13 protein-coding genes are annotated in these 17,672 nt (G+C 46.2%); 6 read left to right on the top strand and 7 right to left on the bottom strand.

Translation table 11 applies throughout. The annotated features are described in order from the left end of the window. Positions 1-50 precede the first annotated feature (50 nt). Positions 51-1,544 carry a YdgA family protein gene (locus ACO0KZ_RS04865; RefSeq protein WP_422993317.1) on the top strand — a complete coding sequence of 498 codons (1,494 nt, stop codon included), beginning with the start codon at positions 51-53 and terminating at the stop codon, positions 1,542-1,544. 76 nt (positions 1,545-1,620) lie between these two features. Here ACO0KZ_RS04865 and ACO0KZ_RS04870 read toward each other — a convergent pair whose 3' ends face one another. The 3 genes from ACO0KZ_RS04870 to ACO0KZ_RS04880 all read right to left on the bottom strand — a co-directional run bounded on the left by ACO0KZ_RS04870 (position 1,621) and on the right by ACO0KZ_RS04880 (position 6,117). After that, positions 1,621-3,132, bottom strand: a complete 1,512-nt coding sequence (locus ACO0KZ_RS04870; RefSeq protein WP_422993319.1) for a peptide MFS transporter — start codon at positions 3,130-3,132, stop codon at positions 1,621-1,623. Between the two features lie 311 nt (positions 3,133-3,443). Continuing rightward, positions 3,444-5,693: a penicillin acylase family protein gene (locus ACO0KZ_RS04875; RefSeq protein ID WP_422993321.1), complete on the bottom strand. Its 2,250-nt coding sequence runs from the start codon at positions 5,691-5,693 to the stop codon at positions 3,444-3,446. A 220-nt stretch (positions 5,694-5,913) separates the two neighbouring features. Then, a complete protein-coding gene (locus ACO0KZ_RS04880; RefSeq protein ID WP_422993323.1) occupies positions 5,914-6,117 on the bottom strand; it encodes a hypothetical protein in 204 nt (67 codons plus the stop codon). Positions 6,118-6,256: 139 nt separating this feature from the next. Between ACO0KZ_RS04880 and ACO0KZ_RS04885 the strand changes: the two genes are divergently transcribed. After that, positions 6,257-6,775, top strand: coding sequence for a hypothetical protein (locus ACO0KZ_RS04885; protein ID WP_422993325.1), 519 nt, complete (start codon positions 6,257-6,259; stop codon positions 6,773-6,775). A 167-nt stretch (positions 6,776-6,942) separates the two neighbouring features. Here the strand turns inward: ACO0KZ_RS04885 and ACO0KZ_RS04890 are convergent, their stop codons facing one another. From ACO0KZ_RS04890 to ACO0KZ_RS04905, 4 genes are all read right to left on the bottom strand, one after another. After that, positions 6,943-7,698 carry a LytR/AlgR family response regulator transcription factor gene (locus tag ACO0KZ_RS04890; protein ID WP_422993327.1) on the bottom strand — a complete coding sequence of 252 codons (756 nt, stop codon included), beginning with the start codon at positions 7,696-7,698 and terminating at the stop codon, positions 6,943-6,945. Positions 7,699-7,760: 62 nt separating this feature from the next. Continuing rightward, positions 7,761-9,128 (bottom strand): sensor histidine kinase, encoded by a 1,368-nt coding sequence (locus ACO0KZ_RS04895; RefSeq protein WP_422993329.1) that lies wholly within the window; start codon positions 9,126-9,128, stop codon positions 7,761-7,763. Positions 9,129-9,235: 107 nt separating this feature from the next. Then, positions 9,236-9,685 carry a response regulator gene (locus ACO0KZ_RS04900; protein WP_422993331.1) on the bottom strand — a complete coding sequence of 150 codons (450 nt, stop codon included), beginning with the start codon at positions 9,683-9,685 and terminating at the stop codon, positions 9,236-9,238. A 90-nt stretch (positions 9,686-9,775) separates the two neighbouring features. Continuing rightward, positions 9,776-12,316, bottom strand: coding sequence for a prolyl oligopeptidase family serine peptidase (locus ACO0KZ_RS04905; RefSeq protein ID WP_422993333.1), 2,541 nt, complete (start codon positions 12,314-12,316; stop codon positions 9,776-9,778). Positions 12,317-12,775: 459 nt separating this feature from the next. Here ACO0KZ_RS04905 and ACO0KZ_RS04910 point away from each other — a divergent pair, with 459 nt between their 5' ends. The 4 genes from ACO0KZ_RS04910 (at position 12,776) to ACO0KZ_RS04925 (ending at position 17,657) form a co-directional block, all read left to right on the top strand. Beyond that, complete coding sequence (locus tag ACO0KZ_RS04910) at positions 12,776-14,419, top strand: HD domain-containing phosphohydrolase (RefSeq protein ID WP_422993335.1); 1,644 nt, start codon at positions 12,776-12,778, stop codon at positions 14,417-14,419. 66 nt (positions 14,420-14,485) lie between these two features. After that, the gene (locus ACO0KZ_RS04915) at positions 14,486-16,276 is read left to right on the top strand and encodes a CHASE2 domain-containing protein (protein ID WP_422993337.1); all 1,791 of its coding nucleotides are present in this window, start codon (positions 14,486-14,488) and stop codon (positions 16,274-16,276) included. Then, positions 16,273-16,788 (top strand): hypothetical protein, encoded by a 516-nt coding sequence (locus ACO0KZ_RS04920; RefSeq protein ID WP_422993339.1) that lies wholly within the window; start codon positions 16,273-16,275, stop codon positions 16,786-16,788. Before ACO0KZ_RS04915 ends, ACO0KZ_RS04920 begins: the two co-directional genes overlap by 4 nt. Next, complete coding sequence (locus ACO0KZ_RS04925; RefSeq protein ID WP_422993341.1) at positions 16,785-17,657, top strand: M48 family metalloprotease; 873 nt, start codon at positions 16,785-16,787, stop codon at positions 17,655-17,657. The genes ACO0KZ_RS04920 and ACO0KZ_RS04925 overlap by 4 nt, the downstream gene beginning before the upstream one ends. The last annotated feature ends 15 nt before the right edge of the window (positions 17,658-17,672 follow it).

Consider the following 17,672-nt stretch of genomic DNA (forward strand, 5'->3'; position numbering starts at 1 on the left):
TACACTATCGACTGTTCATTTTTTATTTTTTTGATTAAAGGATTTGTCACATGAAAAAAAGTTCCTTGGCTATTGCTGTGGTCGCTGCTCTAGCTATTGCTTATCCAGCAGCCTCTTGGGTCACCGGCAAACGCTTAGAAACCAAATTGAGTCAAATCAACACCAGCGAGGTATTGTTTTCCAAGTTTAAGATCGTTAAACAAAATTACACGCGCGGCGTTTTTTCCTCTACTCAAGAAAGCACCATAGAATTTAGTTACGCAGATATCTTTCCAGCGACACCAGCCACACCAGCGAGCTTCCAGGAGCCAGAGGCAGGAACAGCGGGAACAGCTAGTGAGCCCGCCGAAGCTGCGCCAGATATGATGCCTATCATCAAACCGATACAAATCCAAATCATCAACCGTATTACTCATGGCCCAATTCCGGGCATCGCAGCGATAGGCGCTGGCAAAATCGACACTGAATTCGTTTTAGATCCTGCTACGGTTGCTGAAATCAAAAAGATTTTTGGCGACAAAAAATTCTTAGAGCTGCAAACCGTACTCAATTACGGTGGTGGCGGTACGGTCAAAATGAACAGCCCGGCGGTCAATACCGTGGTTGGCATACGCCAGGACAAACTCAACTGGAAAGGTTTGAATCTGGAGTTTGGATTTGATGCAGCCTATAAAAAACTAAAATTTGATTTCAACGCGCCTGGCATGGATCTGGTGAGCAGCGATGGCAGCACCACCATGAATCTGGGTGCCATTAAAATGAACGGTGATGCGGAACGCGCTTATATGGATGGCATCCTGTATGTTGGTACCTCAAAAGCCAGCATCAGCAGTATCAGCTTCTCAAATAAATTGGCGCCCAACGCTGGTTTTAATTTGAAAGATGTTTTATTGGAGAGCAACACAACTCGCAAGAACGATTTGTTTGATTCCGCCTTAAAAATGGGCATCCAACAAATTCAAATCAACAACACGGACTTCGGTAGCTTTCATTACGACTATTCCTTACAGAACTTACACGGTCCTAGCTTTAATCAAATATTTAATGCCTTGTATGCGATGGATCGCAAGAACCTGACGCCGGAGAAAATGGAGGAAATACAGGTCAGCTTTAAGAAGCATGGTGGAGAGCTGCTCAAATATCAACCAGTGTTGTCTTTAGACCGTCTCAGCTTGACAGGAAAAAGTGGTGAATTTAAAGCCTCAGGTAAATTGCTATTCGTCGATGTCAAACCAGAAGACTTAGAGAATCCTATACTGTTGTTAGCCAAACTCGAAAGTAAAGCGGATGTCACTTTGGCAGAGTCATTGGTGCAAGAATTGGTCAATGGCACACAAACCGAACCAGAAGCACGCAATATGATGTTAGGCATGTTTAAAACCAGCATAGAGCCCTACGAAGTTCAAGGCTACATCGTGCGTAACGGCGGGAACCTAAGCTCTCAAGTTCTCTGGAAAAATGGCAAGCTGACGATTAACGGCAAGGCTTATCCAGCGACAGCGGGTGCTGAAATGGGCGCGCAGCCAGCAGTTGAAATGAAATAGCATCTCACTCTGCCAATAAAAAAGCGACCAAAAGGTCGCTTTTTTATTATTTGCTCTAATCACACGAGCTAAGAACTTACTTCACACCATGCATCAATTTTTGCATCAATGGTGCGATCAAGAATAGCACGATACCAGCGCCTAATAATGAGTAGAAACCGAAGGTGTAGCCGCTCAAAGCAGACGCTACTGACATACCACCATCGCCACTGACATGACTGGCAAAAATACCTGACAAGTTGTTGCCAATACCCGTAGATAAGAACCAACCGCCCATACCTAAACCAACCAAACGCACTGGTGCTAGTTTAGTCACCATCGATAAACCGATAGGAGACAAACACAATTCGCCTATCGATTGAATCACATACACCATGAACAAAGTCCAGAACGGAATCTTGCTCTTTTCATCAACCAAGAAAGTTAATGCATACATCAATAAACCAAAAGCCAAGGCATTACCGATCAGACCCAAACCAAATTTACGTGGAATCGATGGGTTCATATTACGACGACCTAACATCACCCATACTGCAGCGACTACTGGTGCGAAACCGATAATCGCCAAGGAATTCACACTTTGGAACCAAGCCGTTGGAAAATTGAAGGTGGACGTTAAATCACGATCAACAATTTTGTCAGCTAAGAAAGTAAAAGAACTACCCGCTTGTTCAAAGAACATCCAGAACAAAATATTGAATGTAAAGATCAACAACATCGCAATCACTTTATCGCGAGCGACGTTACCATTACGGATACCTTCTACCATCAACATGACAGCCAAGCCGCCAAACAAGATAAACAAAACAATCTGCAATTTCACAGCGCCCATCGACAGCAAAAAGTAAGCCACGGGAATAACACACAATGCACCTAATGCAACATAAACAACACGCGACATACTCTCTTTACCTTCTGCTGGAGCGCCTATGCCTTTTAACATACGGCGACCGATAGCGAACCAGATCAAGCTCAAGACCATACCGATACCAGCAGCGATAAAGACAATCTTGTAGGCTGGCGTATCGCCAGTACTAAATACTTTTTGTGCCAAAAACTGGGTAAAGATCGGCGCTAAGAAACCGCCAACATTAATACCCATGTAAAAAATAGTGAAGCCAGAATCACGACGGGTATCTGCAATACTGTACAACTTGCCGACCATCGTAGAGATATTTGGTTTAAACAGACCGTTACCAATAATAATCGTAGCGAGGCCTAACTTAAAAATGTCTTGATTCGGAATCGAGATCATAAATAAACCAGCTGCCATGAACACCGCACCAACTAAAATTGAGCGTTGATAACCAATCACCCGGTCAGCGACATAGCCCCCAAACAAAGCAGCGGCATACACCAGCGCCAGATACGAGCCATAAGTCAGATTGGCATCTGCCTGACCTGCGCCAGAACCTTGGTAGAACTGATCAACAATATAGAGCACCAAAGCCCAACGAATACCATAGAACGCAAAGCGCTCCCAGAACTCGGACATGAATAGCATCCAAAGTGGAGCAGGATGCCCCATGATTTGCTTAAACTCTGGAATTGGGGTCTCTTGACCCGGTGTGATTGCAGCACCGCTCATGCAATTTTCTCCTATTTGAATTTTGTAAAACCTAGTTTGATTGTCTTAAAGCTTTTTTAATTTGCTTAAATCCGTTGTTCTCTAACTTACGTCCCATTTAGAAACAAAATCCACCGCATTTCATGACCGATAAGACTTACCAAAAATGCAGGGATTTTCAACGACGGTGCATTCTAAACTAGAAATGTCTGGGATAAGACCAATTTGTGGTGAAGAACCAGGCTAGATTTATTGCGCATTGCGGCATTTTTTGCGATTTGCATTGCGGTAGACAAAACAGCCAGCCTATCGCAATGCCATTCCTATAAGCCTTACTGCCCCGGATGATATTGACGCTTCAGATGCTTTGCCACGTCCTCCGGGTAGAACAAGACGTCCTTAAATTGCGCTTTGCTATACATCTCAGCCTGATCGTTAAAATGGACGGAAGCCGGATCGCCGCTCTCGCCACCAGCCAATATACTCTTGGCTTGTATGCGGGGTCCAAAAGATACCGCTGCCACAAAACTATTGCCACGATCACCATAAATCCGTTTGGTTGTTTGCTTAGCGACCATGCCATAAGCCGCCAGCGCACCCCAGTTACCTGATGCAAATGACACAGGCAAACTAGGCTTATTATCATCATAGCTGGCATTAATATCGCCGGAGAGTCGTTGGAAACGATTGATCTCGCCCCAAGGCATTTGCCAATGACCAAAATCATTTTGCAAACGCTGACTAGCACGTTGCAAACCAGCGAGCAGGGCAGATGCCGGCAGGCGAGGTAAATAATCGACCGCTGGTACATTTTTACTACGTGCCTCGGCACCATGCGTCTGCACCAAGTCTTGCGCCCAATAAATCGCCAAGGAAGTGGGACTGGATTCTAAAGTCGCACGCAAGTCCCAAGTACGCAGGCTTTTAATCTGTTCTGCTAAGGCTGGGTCAGGCGCTGCGTCGTAGGCTTTAAATAGTGGCGGCAACAAAGATTCAAACGCAGTGAGCTCATTATCGTAAGCAAGCTTGATCATGCCATCGAGCGTTAAATTTTTAGCCTCTTTCAAGACTTTCACCGCGTGCAGACCACGGGCGTTCTCGCCATTGGTCCACATATAGCGCGGATAATCTTGCAGGCGCGGGCTGCTATTGCCGTCTCCAGTACCAGCAGCGGAAAATGGCCAATTATTGGTATTTTGTATCCAGCCGTTGGCGGGGTTGAATAATTGAATAATGTCTTTGACTGGATGCAGTCCTTGCCAATCGGCCGTACGCAAACTGCCGTCTACCGGGCGCGTCCAATCTAACTGCGGATTACGACGTGGCACGAAGTCGCCATGGAAATACGCGATATTGCCGTCACGGTCGGCGTACACCGTGTTATTGGAAGAATTCGCACGTAGATCCATCACTTTGGCAAATCCGGCGTAATCACGGGTCTTGGTGCGCAAATAGGATTGCATCAAGGCTTTCACCGGCTCGTTCATCAATTGCACCGCGATCCATTTACCATCGGCAGCACGCACTACAGGGCCGTGATGACTAAAGTAAGTGCTGATCTTGCGATTATCCATGCCAGTACTAGTTTTGAAAGGCAGACTCTGTTCGACGACTTTCAAAGGCCGCGGTTTACCTTCGTACAGATAATAATATTTACCCGCTTTTTGACTAATGGTAAGGGCAAATTCATCAATCACATCCGCTGCATTCGAGGTATGCATCCAGCCATTGTATTGATTGAAGCCCTGATAAATGAAGAACTGGCCCCAAGTCACCGCGCCATAAGCGTTCAAACCTTGTGAACTGGTAACCTGCACCTCAGGGCGGAAATAGAATGAAGTATGCGGATTAATCCATAACATGGCCTGGCCGTTCGCGGTACGAGTTGGCGCAATGGCAAAACCATTCGAACCACGTGGCTCGGGCATTACCGGATCCATATTGAGTGCAGCTAATTCGGGGCGCTTGCCATATAAAGCTTCTAATTGCGTGAGGTTGATCGATTCAATATCGCCACCAATGCTACCTTCACTAAATGCCAGTGCCATCCACGGCTCAAAATGCGTAATCAAACGGGGCTTCACTTCGGGATGCGTGTGCAGATAATAATTCAAGCCATCAGCAAAGCCATTCATCAAGGCTTTCAGCCAAGCCGGACTAGCCGCATATTTGGCTTGCAAATCCTTGGGCTGAATAAACAACTTTATACGCAAATCGTGCCAGATCTGGGCCTCGCCTTCCACCTCGGCCAAACGACCTAGCGCATTGATATAGTTTAATTCTATGCGTTTAAAATCATCTTCTGCCTGCGCATACAATAAGCCAAACACGGCATCGGCATCGCTCTTGCCAACCACATGCGGAATGCCCCACTTATCACGCGAGATCGTGACTTTTTGCGCGGTGGCCTGCCAGCGTGCGAGGTCTTTCGTACTGGTAGTTGGGGCACTGGTAGTTGGCGTACTGTAAGCAGGCGCTATATGAAAGCTGGCGTATAGTAAAAAGCTTATGCCCGCTACTGTCTTGCTTAATGCAAAATTAGTTTTCTTTGTGGTTACCAATTTGGTTTGAGGCGATAACATCGTTCGTGCTCCTTGATTTGTTTTTATTATGGTTTTCCCGAACGAAAGACTACCACAGCTACAGCTAATTTCGAATTTCAAACCGCCAATCACAAATTAGCCTAGAAAATAAAACAGACACAGGATTGCTCGGGTGTCTGCACATTTTGAAATGTTCAACTGATCGCGATTAAGGCTCGGGAATCCAAACTAGACACACTCGCGGTAAGCTTGCCAACTTTCACTCCGTCCAAATCGCTTCGGTTGTGTAATGTAGTGTGCATTTATGGAGTCCAATACTGTCTTTGCGTAGCACCGCATACTCGTTCTGAGCTGAATACAAGGTCGTGAAGCCAAGTTTGGTCTCATAAAATGCGACCGTTCTGGCGATGTCGAGTGATGCAAGTATAGGCGTAGCAGATCGAAACTCGGTAACGCTAATCATTTAAGTCCTTATCAATAAATTTAATACCTCATATCTTAGAATTGAATTGACATTTCGTCTTCAAAATTTTTTAAAGAACCATTCGAACTAATATCTGACAGCAAAGTCGAATAAATTCAATTTCGTCACGGAGTATCAAATGCTTTTCAAATCATTTACTCATTTTTTGCACTTCGTTTTGTGCGCCTTACTCTTCTCAAGCAGCGTATTCGCACAAGAATCAAAAACACCACGCGCAGAGGATGTTACAAGCATAGATGGATTAATGCGCGCTTATTACGAAGTCGTTTCTGGCGGCGCGGGCGTGGCACGCGATATGCAGCGTGACTTGTCTTTGCATCATCCAGAGGCCGCCATCTTTATTCATACACGCAATGCCAACAAAGAGCGAATCTTAAAGCGGTACACGGTGGAGGAATATCACAGCAATTCCAAACCCTTTTTTGACGGCGGCTTCTTTGAAAATGAAATTAAACGTGAAGTAAAACGCTTCGGCCATTCTATCCAGATCTGGAGCACATACGAAATGCGCAAAACACAAGACGGCCCCGTAATTGGCCGGGGTATCAATAATTTGATGCTAAGTTTCGATGGCAAACGTTATTGGATTCTGGCGGAAACTTGGGATGATGAAAGCAAGGCTAATCCTATTCCATAAATGTCGTAAAAAATAACGTTGCTATAGCACCCGTAAGCTTATTCGATACTAAAGAGATGGTATCAGCGAAGTTCCGTCCTATATTCTGAGTTTCACAAAAAATCGGCATTTATAACAAAGACGCGTTAAACTGAATCGAATAATCAACCGATTGCTGGACAACACCATCACATAGGCTTAAACCGCCAAGCATAAGCCTGACTCACCTTCAGTATTTCTTTGGTACCGCGTAATTCCACAGTAATCTTACCGAGTTCATCACGATGCGCTTTGGCGATAGCTTCAGCGCGGACTACGACGCTGCGGTGGATTTGCCAGAATATTTCTGGATCTAGGCCGTCGATGATTTCTTTTAATGGTTTGCGTACATGCGCTTCATCATCAGTGCAGACGACGCGTGTGTATTTTTCATCTGAAGTGAAAAATAGAATTTTATCGATCGGGAACATCTTGATTGTGTCGCCGACACTGGCACTGATCCAGCGTATCCGTTCCGCAGCCTGAGGACGAAGGCGTTTGTCTAACTCTTGCATTAATTGACTGAGATCAGATGGTGCGGCTTTGCTCGCCATGCGCTCTTTGAGACGCGTGATGGCGTCGACCAAACGTTCACGCGAAATGGGTTTTAACAGGTAATCGATCGCACCAGCAGAGAACGCTTCAAGAGCATGATTATCATAGGCCGTGGTAAATACGGCGTGGCAGCGTCCCTTGGTTGCGTTTGCAACATCCAAGCCGGTCATTCCTGGCATACGGATGTCGAGAAATGCGATATCCGGACTATAGTGATGGATCGCCTCTAGCGCCTCAGTACCATGCTCACATTCTGCGAGTACCTCTAATTCTGGCCATAATTCTGCCAACATGCGGCGCAAATCTTTACGGGGTAAATCTTCGTCATCGGCGATAATCGCAGTCGTCATTTGAACTCCTTTTAGGGCAATTTACGGTAAATCACTTTTTGCTAAGTAAGGCTAACAATCAATTATGCGATCAGAGGAATCACAATACTAGCAGTCACGCCACCTTCAGGACGCGCTTTCAAAACTAAACTGGCGCGCGTGCCGTACATAGATTCCAAGCGTTCTCGGATATTTGCCAATCCTATACCCGAACCTGAAGTAGCACCGCCAAAACCGACACCGTTATCACTGACCGTTACTTCCAATTTTTCTTCGTCGTCCTGATCAAAATAGCGAGCACTGACACTGATATGCACTGGGCCTATTTTTGGTTCTACGCCGTGTTTGATCGCATTTTCTACGAGCGAAATTAGCAGCAAAGGTGGGAACGCAGCATCCTTTAATTCGGACTCTACGCTGTAAGTCAGGCGGGGAATCCGCGCTTGCATCAATCCTAAATAGGCACGTGCCGCTTCCAATTGTTTTGCTAAACGACCTTGCTCAGAGCTACCATCGCCGCGCATCTGAGGTATGGTGGAACGTAGATAATCGACTAAATGGTCGACAATTGCAGTCGCTCGCAAGGGCTCAGTCAAAATCGCAGATCGTACCCCCGCCAGAGTATTAAATAAGAAATGCGGCTCTACTTGTGCGACCAGAACGGAGAGACGCAACTCGGCTTCTCGTCGCGCATCTTGTGCTCGCTTTAACTCTTGTTGGCGTAGTGCCTCGGCTAAGCGTTTGCGTTGGCGTAAGAAGTACCAAAGGTCAAAACCGCTACCTGTATAAATCAAGACAAAAACCATAGGAGACATACCGACTATCATTTGCACCCATTTATCAATTTCAATATCGGTATCGTCCGCTTTAGGCGTTACCACTGAGGCCGATGCAGAACTTGCGCTTATCGCCGGTGTCGAACTAGATGTAGATGATGAAGCAGCGGTAGTAGGTGGCGTTTGAAGTTCTGCAGTTTTCTTGTCTTGCTCACGTTTCTTGCTGTCGTCAAAAATCTTATGTGATGCATCACCATATATAGCCAATTTCGCTAAACGGCCGCTCGCTTTAAAAACGCCAAAACTAAATGCAGCGCCCATCAATAGGGCAAGAGACAAACAAATGACTTCTTTCCTCGGCGTGAAACCTTTCTGACGCACCCAAACCGCCATGGCTTGGCCCGCCGTTGTCAGGCTGATAGCTGAAATCAAGGTTGGAAGCACCACTACCGAATACAAACGCCAATCGCCTTTGGTGATCAAGGCAATAATTAGAACGATGGCAGTAATGAATAAATAGGTGCCAATAAAAGCAATACTGCGATGACGAAACCAGGTCTTAGAAAAAACCGGAAAATTACGATAACGATTGAGCCAGGTATCGCTTTGTATCGATACCTCAGCTGGTATTGCTTGTTCTGACATGGCGGATTGGGTAAGGGATGAAGTACTCATGATGCCTCCTTAAGAATATGTCTCACTGTAAGCGAAGGCGTTAAAAAGGTGTAAAGATGCGACGTAATTCAGCGTTGCCTGATAAAGCAACTAAATATTGGGATGAATTAAGTACTGGGTGGCGCAGGATTCTCATCAACAGGCTGTTCGGCACTTGATGCAGTGTCAGCTTGTTTAGCACGTGTTTGAGTCGCTATCCGCAAAATCGCATTTCGAATGGACATTAATACCGCCGTAGAATTAAACGGTTTCACAATAAACCCAACCACACCCATGCCTTGTGCAGTCGTGATCGTTTCCGCGTCGAGTTTAGCTGACACCAAAAAAATCAAGGCTTTTGGCAACTGCGCACGCAAATTTTCTAAAATTGATAGTCCTTCTTTATCTGCTTCGCCGATATCGACACAAACGATTTGCGGTTGTAGTTTGACCATTTTTGCCAAGTTGTGAGCGCTATGATTACCATCGCCGATCACTTCATGCCCACCGTTCATGAGCACGGTTCCCAATAAATTACGGGCAACCGCTTGATTGTCGAGAATATACGCTTTGAGCATAATGAAAGTTTATGTGAGGATTAACTGCTTGAGATTTCAAATGCATTGTAACAACAAAACCTCAAGCTTTAGCTGATTGTGTAAAAAAGCCTATTTTGCTGGCAATGGCTTTGCATTTTTCACATAGCGCAATAGCCATTGATCTTGTTCCCACAACATGTGCAACAGCGACTCTCGCGCACGATAACTATGACTCTCGTGCGGCAACATAACCAAGCGAGCAGGCGTACCCAAACCTTGCAAAGCCTGATACATACGTTCACTCTGCATAGGGAAAGTACCTGGGTTATTGTCATCTTCACCGTGTATCAATAATAAGGGTACATCAATCTCGTCCGCATAATTAAAAGGCGACATTTCTTGATAGGTATCAATCGCTTTCCAATAATTTCGGTCTTCTGCTTGAAAGCCAAACGGTGTCAAACTCCGGTTGTAGGCGCCAGACCTGGCAATTCCAGCGCGGAATAAACTGGTGTGCGCTAACAAATTAGCCGCCATAAATGCACCATAACTATGCCCGCCAATCGCTATTCTTTGTCGATCAGCCACGCCTAAACGCACGACTTCATCGACCGCCGCTTCGGCATTCATTTTGATTTGCTCGATAAACGTATCGTTAGGTTCTTTACGTCCCTCGCCTACTATCGGCATCGCAAACCCATCCAAGACGGTGTAACCACGGGCTAACATGACTTGCGGGCCTTGCACATTGATGCGATTAAATTTGTACGGTGAGCCGGTGACCTGACCCGCAGTTTCTGCACTCTTAAACTCACGTGGGTAAGTCCACATGAGCATAGGACGCGGGCCGTCACGCTTAGGATCGTAGCCCGGTGGTAAATACAAAGTCGCACTCAAACTTAATCCATCCTGGCGTTCATAGTGCAACTGTTTCTTCTGTATACCTCGCAACTGTGGCGTGGGGTGAGGAAATGCGGTCAAAGCTTTTGGCGCGGCGTTGCTAGTGAGGTTATTACCGATATTGCGCAAATACAAGTTGGGACGTTCGTCTTGTGATTCACGCGTCGTAATGAGTTGCGTTCCCTGATCATCAACGACACCTAAGACCTCTTCATAGTAGGGCGCTTTAGAACGCCATAAGCGTAAGGCTTTCTGCGTAGGTAAATGATAACGATCTATAAATGGACGATCACCTTCTGGGCTAGCGCCCGTGCCAATTAAGAACATTGATTGTTCGTCGCGGGTCAGGCGAATCACCGAGCGCCCGTACTGATTCAACTCCATCAGAGGCGCGCCTGGATTAGCATATTGATCTTCAGATTTACGGGCAAATAACAATTCTGGTTTGGTATATGGCGCGCCTGGTTGAATTCGCCAAGTACGGACTTCTCGTGTCTTTCCCCAGTTTTCAGTCACTAGTGCGAGATGATCATTGCCCCATACGATTGAATTAAAACGCCATGAGAGGTCCATTAATTTTTGAGGGGCGCCGCCAAACGGTATTCCATGCTGCATTAAAATATCGTGTACTTTAATATTTGACTCTGGGTCGCCTCCCCCTTGCGCCTCCAGCCAATAGAGTGTCGCTGCCTGATCATTGCGCCAGGCAAAGTTGCGCGGTCCTGCCTGCACTGCATCATTTGCACTAGGCAAACGTTCACGCATGGGTAACTCGGCAATGGTCTTTAATTTCTTGCCATCGACACCCCAGACTTCGATCAATTGCCCAAAGCGCTCTAAAGGCAGCTGATAAGAATAGGGACGTTTGATTTGGGTAGTCAAAACCCACTTGCCATCAGGCGACGCTAAGACTTTCGTCAATGTCATCGCTGGACCAAAGCGCCGCACATGGCCTTGAACGCTGACCATTGCCAACTGTGTTTGCAATTGCCAATCGAGCATATCGGCGTCATAAGGATTTCTTAATAAATCGGGGTAGGTGCGGGTTTGTGCTAATTTGCCACCACGCGTTTCCTGCATAGATGGTCCAATTGGTACCGCACTTTCGCGCGGTGCTGGCTTCTGCGTTCGTGGCAACAGACGAACCAACAACTGATCTGCTTGGCCGTTTCCGCTCACCCACGAGAACCCCGCGCTGGTCACTGCATTCAAGGGCTCTTCGATCAATTTTTGTGCAGTCGCGGTCTTTACGTTGAGTAACCACAATTCAACCCCGCGCTTCCCCCAACAACTAAATGCCAACCAACGCTCATCCGCAGACCATGCCATATCAGCAATTTGTACACGATTTGGTAGTCCCCCGACTTTACGCGTATTACCAGTAGTAATATCCAACAAACTTAAGCCATCACTAAAACTGGTACGGCTAGCAGCACGTAAACGCGGATGAATGCGCATACCGGCCAGTTTCAACTCAGCTTGCGCGACTTCGGCGATACTTGGTAAGCTAGGAATACTAATCAACAAGCCCATTTTATTAAGCGGGCCAAGGCGAAACTCAGGACCACGTGGCGCGTCGACGAGTACCTGCAATTCGGGCGCAGGATTTTGATATTTACTGTCGTTGGCCAAGGCGGCCAAGCTATACGCTAACAAGCATAGGGTACTGATGCCTGTAAAAAAAGCATGTAAAGACCTCTGCTTGCTGCACGAAAAATAAACTTTCGGGATCAAGCGCTTCGCGCTTGACTCAAGTGAAACACCGATCATACTGAGAAATTCCTGTGGTTTCTATTGAAAACGATTCGTACAAAGACAGAGGAGAATTTTGGCTTTAATTTACATCGATGATTACAAGACGGAATTTTTTGTTTTCTGAATTTAGTTTTTAATTAACAAAAAAATCGCATTTACTTCACATTTTGCCGCAAACTCGAGAACGCTGTCGAAATTACCGTCTAAAGACTGATTTTTGTAAATAATTTGCTAAAATTTCTTACTATTACTTAGCGCCTGGGTCGAAATCTATGAAACGCCCTAAGCCTGTTGTTTTACCCAACGCATCGCTTTGGTTTACTAGGCTTTAAACACAGGAAAGTTTAGACTTAGCCCGTATGCTTATTGATATCAATAAACTTTTACCAATTCAGATACTTCCCCGAAAAGCTATTTTTGAGGCCTTGGTAATTACATCTCGATCCGCCATTTTCAACAAAATACTGTAAGTCTATGTCAGAACTGAACCAGGAACAAATTGCCGAACGCTTGCAGCATCTCACTGAACTGAGCGTAGCTCTAAATGGCATTAAGGATGTCAATCAATTGCTGGAGCGTATTTTAACGACGGCAAAAACCATCACTAATGCCGATGGTGGTACTTTGTATCGTGTCAGTAGCGATAAGCAAAGTCTAGAATTTGATATGGCGATTAATGACACCTTGAATTTGCATTTTGGCGGCTCACATGAAAAATCTTCCAAAATGGCGTCGATTCCACTGATTGATCAAGCTGGTCACCAAAATCTCAGTGCAGTCGTTGCCTATGCAGCAAATCTCAAGCAGTCGGTCCGCATCGCCAGCGTTTATGATGCCGATCTGTTCAATTTTTCCGAAATGCGGCGCTTTGACGAACTCAATAATTATCACTGCCAGTCCTTACTGACAGTACCGATGCTCAACCATGAATCCGAGCTAATTGGCGTATTGCAACTGATCAACGCGATTAATCCTGTAACGAAGGAAATCTGCAGCTTTACAGAGACGGATCAAGGGTTCATCGAAGCGCTGGCGTCGCAGGCGGCGATCGCTTTGAGCAATCAAGAATTAATCTTTCAGTTAGAAGACTTATTTGAATCATTGGTCAATCTGATCAATATTGGAATCGACGAAAAATCGCCCAATACCGGGCGTCATTGCCAACACGTTCCAGAATTAACCATGATGCTAGCCGAGGCGACTCACCGCCACAATGAAGGATCGCTCAAAGATTTCAAAATGACCGATCGTGACCGTCGTGAATTGTGGATGGCAGGACTACTACACGATTGCGGCAAAATCACTACGCCGGTACACGTTATCGAAAAATCGACTAAGTTGGAAACCATTTTTGACCGTATTCACTTAATCGATGCCAGGTTTGAAATTTTAAGACGTGATGTTGAAATTGAGCACTTAAAAAAAATGCAAACAAGTTCGGCGCACCCAGAACAAGCTCAAATTGCTGAGCAGGCGCTCAAGGCAGAGCTAGCGCAACTAGATCAGGAAAGAGCTTTCTTACGCCACGCCAATATTGGCGGCGAACGCATGAGTGACGACGATCAGCAACGTGTACTGCAAATTGCACAGCGCCGCTGGATCGATAGCCACGGCATACAACAACATCTGCTCAATGCCGAAGAAACCGAAAATCTGACGATCAAAGGAGGCACCTTAACCGCTGATGAACGAAAGATTATCAACAACCACATCGCGGTCACGATACGCATGCTAGAAGCCTTGCCTTGGCCTAAGCATTTAAAAAATGTGCCTGAATACGCGGGTGGTCATCATGAACGGATGGATGGCAAAGGCTACCCCCGTGGCTTACATGGATCACAAATGTCGGTGCAAGCACGCATGATGGCGATTGCAGATATTTTTGAAGCCCTATCAGCTAAAGACAGACCCTACAAGACCGGCAAGAGCTTAACGGAATCACTCGATATTCTAGGAAAATTCAGCTTGAACGGCCACATCGATCCTGAACTTTTCCATGTTTTTGTCAAAGAAAAAGTGTATCTGGAATACGCGAAAAAATTCATGGACGAATCGCAGATTGATGACGTGGACGAAAGTAAAATCCCAGGTTATCAGGTGTCATCCACTGCCGTTTAGTCAGCTTTCTCGGCGATGAAATCTTCACTACGTTTCATTCATGTTTTCACGCTCCTTGTCACTCTTATGGCAAGTTTTGAAGTACTTTGGCCCCATTACCTACTCAACCTTGACGGTAAATTCTCAGACTGGCTGGTAAAACAGCACGCGCTGAAATTGCCGGCGGATCCGGATATCATTATTCTCAATATCGATGACCGCAGCCTGACCCAAATGGAAGACAAAGTAGGCAGATGGCCTTGGCCTCGTTCAGTCTATGCCGAAGTGGTGGAAGCCATCACACAACAGCAGCCCAAAGCGATCGTATTTGATGTGACTTTTAACGAACGCGATTTGGATAGGCCCGAAAGCGATCAACTGTTCAACCAGGCCATCAAAGATAAACGTAATATTTTTTTCCCCTTTATCCGAAGTGAACTCGATCGAGCGGCCTATGTAGGAAAACTGAGCGATTTACAAACACGACTGGGATTGATCAAAACATCGCGAGCAGATGAACTGGCAGACGGCGCCTTTTTATTACCCATGATGATAGACGCTAGCCAATGGCGCATCGGTACCGTGAATTTTTCCGGCGATGCAGATGGCGTTGGTCGACGCTATGAACTCTACACCGATATGTCTGGCTGGTTGGTTCCCTCACTACCAGCACGTGTTGCCCAAGACTTGGCTTACGTGGTGCCACAAAAGGCTGATTTAGTACTAACCTGGCATGGTGATAGCAACCCCTATCGACGCATTTCGTTTGCAGATCTTTATGCCGACATCGATCGAGAAAAGCCGATGCGCCCAATGCAGGAATTCAAAAACAAAATAGTCATCATCGGTGCCAACGCGTCATCTTTGCACGATCTGCGAGTGACACCGATTGATAGCCAGTATTGGGGTTCCAATATTTTGGCCACCGCTATCGACAACCTGAAAAATCAACAGTTCGTCTCGACACCACCGCCATGGTCCATGCTATTAGCAACACTAGTAGCAATCGCTTTGATTTACGCTTGTTTTTTACGAAGAGTGAATGCCCTTTATCCCGCACTCGTCCTGGCTTTGACTACCCCAGTTGTCATTGGTAGTGCTTACTGGGCGTTATCACAGGGCGTCTTGCTGCATGTACTTACTCCCCTAGTTTTTGCCTGGGTCTATTACTTCTCCTTAGCGTTACGTGAATATTGGATCGTGCATCGCTCTTATCAAGCGACGATTAAAGAATTTGGACGTTATGTGAATCCGCATGTCGTCAAGGAATGGGTCGCGCGAGAGGGCTCCGAGCATGTCGGTGAAAAAGCCGAAAGCCGTGAAATTACGGTTTTGTTTTCCGATATTCGTGGTTTCACTTCACTTTCAGAAAGTCGCACACCTGAACAAATTGTCGATCTGCTTAATCGCTATTTCACACTGCAAGTGGAAGTGATATTCCGCTATAACGGTACCATCGACAAATTTATTGGTGACTGCATTATGGCATTTTGGGGTGCGCCGCTCGACAATGAACAACACGCCTTAGATGCGGTAAGGGCTGCGGTTGAGATGTCAGAAGTTCTGGAGAAATTCAAATTGGAGTTAGGCGATCTGTCAGCGGATTTTGACGTTGGGATTGGCCTGCATTCTGGGCCAGCAGTGGTTGGTTCCATCGGTTCATCAGAACGAAAAGAGTTTACTGCCATAGGCGATACGGTTAACCTCGCCAGTCGTATCGAAGGTTTAACCAAAGGCGTGTCGCGCATCTTGGTCTCGAGGGAAACCATGTTGAAATGCGGCGACACACTTGACTTTGAAGCCTTTGGCTCATATAAGGTAAAAGGTCGTGAACAAGAAGTTGAATTATTTGCCCCTAGTCCAAGGAAGCCAAAATGAAACCGTTTGCAACTCCGATTCTTATTGCGGGCGCATTAATGTCCGCACCATCGATTAGCCTTGCGCAAGGGCAAGCTATCGTTGTGCGCAGCACAGAGCTCAAGGCAAAACCTTTTAGCGATGCGGAAACTCTGAAGTCCTTAAAAGAAAATCAGAAGCTTGATGTCGTCTCACGCAAAGCCAGTTGGACTCAAGTCAAAGCGCAAGACGCCTTGGGCTGGGTCAAAATGCTGAGCTTACGTTTTGAGGATTCAGGGACAACATCGTTCAGTTTAAAGGATACGTTTGTTTCAGGAGCTAATCTACAAAAAGGAACAAATACCGGCAGCACAACCACTACAGCGGTAAAAGGTCTGACGCCAGAAAGTTTCAAAAACCTGTCGCCGAATGTAGATAGCTTCCAGAAAATGCAAAGCTTTAACGTCGAAAAGCCAGTAGCAAAGAACTTTGCAGCGCAGCAAAATTTGAAAGATCAAGACCTTGCCTATGTTAAAGCAGAAGGAGAGAGATGATGTCTAAACATTTGCTTACTGCCGGCGCATTTGGGCTCTGCTTAGTCATCAACTCTGCCATGGCGGCTCCGTCCCCGCAATTCAATTTGACTAAAATATTTAAGACGGTAACGGATGGTGCTAAAGCGGCAAAAGATATTTCGGAATCGGATGAAATTGTACTCGGTCAGGAGGTTGCAGCCAATTTGCTTAGCCTTGGCCCCTTGCTCGAGAATCAAGAAGTTCAAAGCTATGTGAACAAGGTCGGTCGCTGGGTCAGCTTGCATAGTGAACGCCCAGACCTACCGTGGACCTTTGTGGTGTTGGATTTGAGCGATGCCACCGCGTTTGCCGCCCCTGGGGGTTATATTGTTATTACAAAAGGTCTACTCCTGAAGCTGAACAGCGAAGCAGAACTCGCAGGCGTACTCGGTCATGAGGCCTCTCATGTCGTTCGTAAACATCATCTAAGCGCGATTAAGAAAGCCAATACCACCGCCTTTCTGAAAACACTTGGGGATACTGCGCTCGATGCCAGCGGTAAAGACAACCGTCGCAACCGAGCTTTTTTAGAGATCGCTTCTCTCGGCGCAGCGCTCTACGGCGTTGGTTTGGATAAAGACTCTGAATTTGAGGCAGATCGTATGGGCGTCGTTTTGGCGACGAGAGCGGGTTATGATTCTTTTGGTTTACCTGCGGTCTTACAAACATTGCAAGGAAGTAAAGGCAGCGAGGTCAATTCCCTCGTTTCTACTCATCCCCCAACCAGTGATCGTCTCAATCAATTGGACCGCGTAATGGGCTCGAATTTTGACCGATTTGATGCCTTACCTACAGTCGAAGATCGGTTTCTAAAAATCAAAGAACTGATCACTGCAAAGAAGAAGTAGAAAACAGAAGCCCGT

It is taken from the genome of Undibacterium sp. Di24W (assembly GCF_049340325.1).
Lineage (GTDB): Bacteria > Pseudomonadota > Gammaproteobacteria > Burkholderiales > Burkholderiaceae_D > Undibacterium.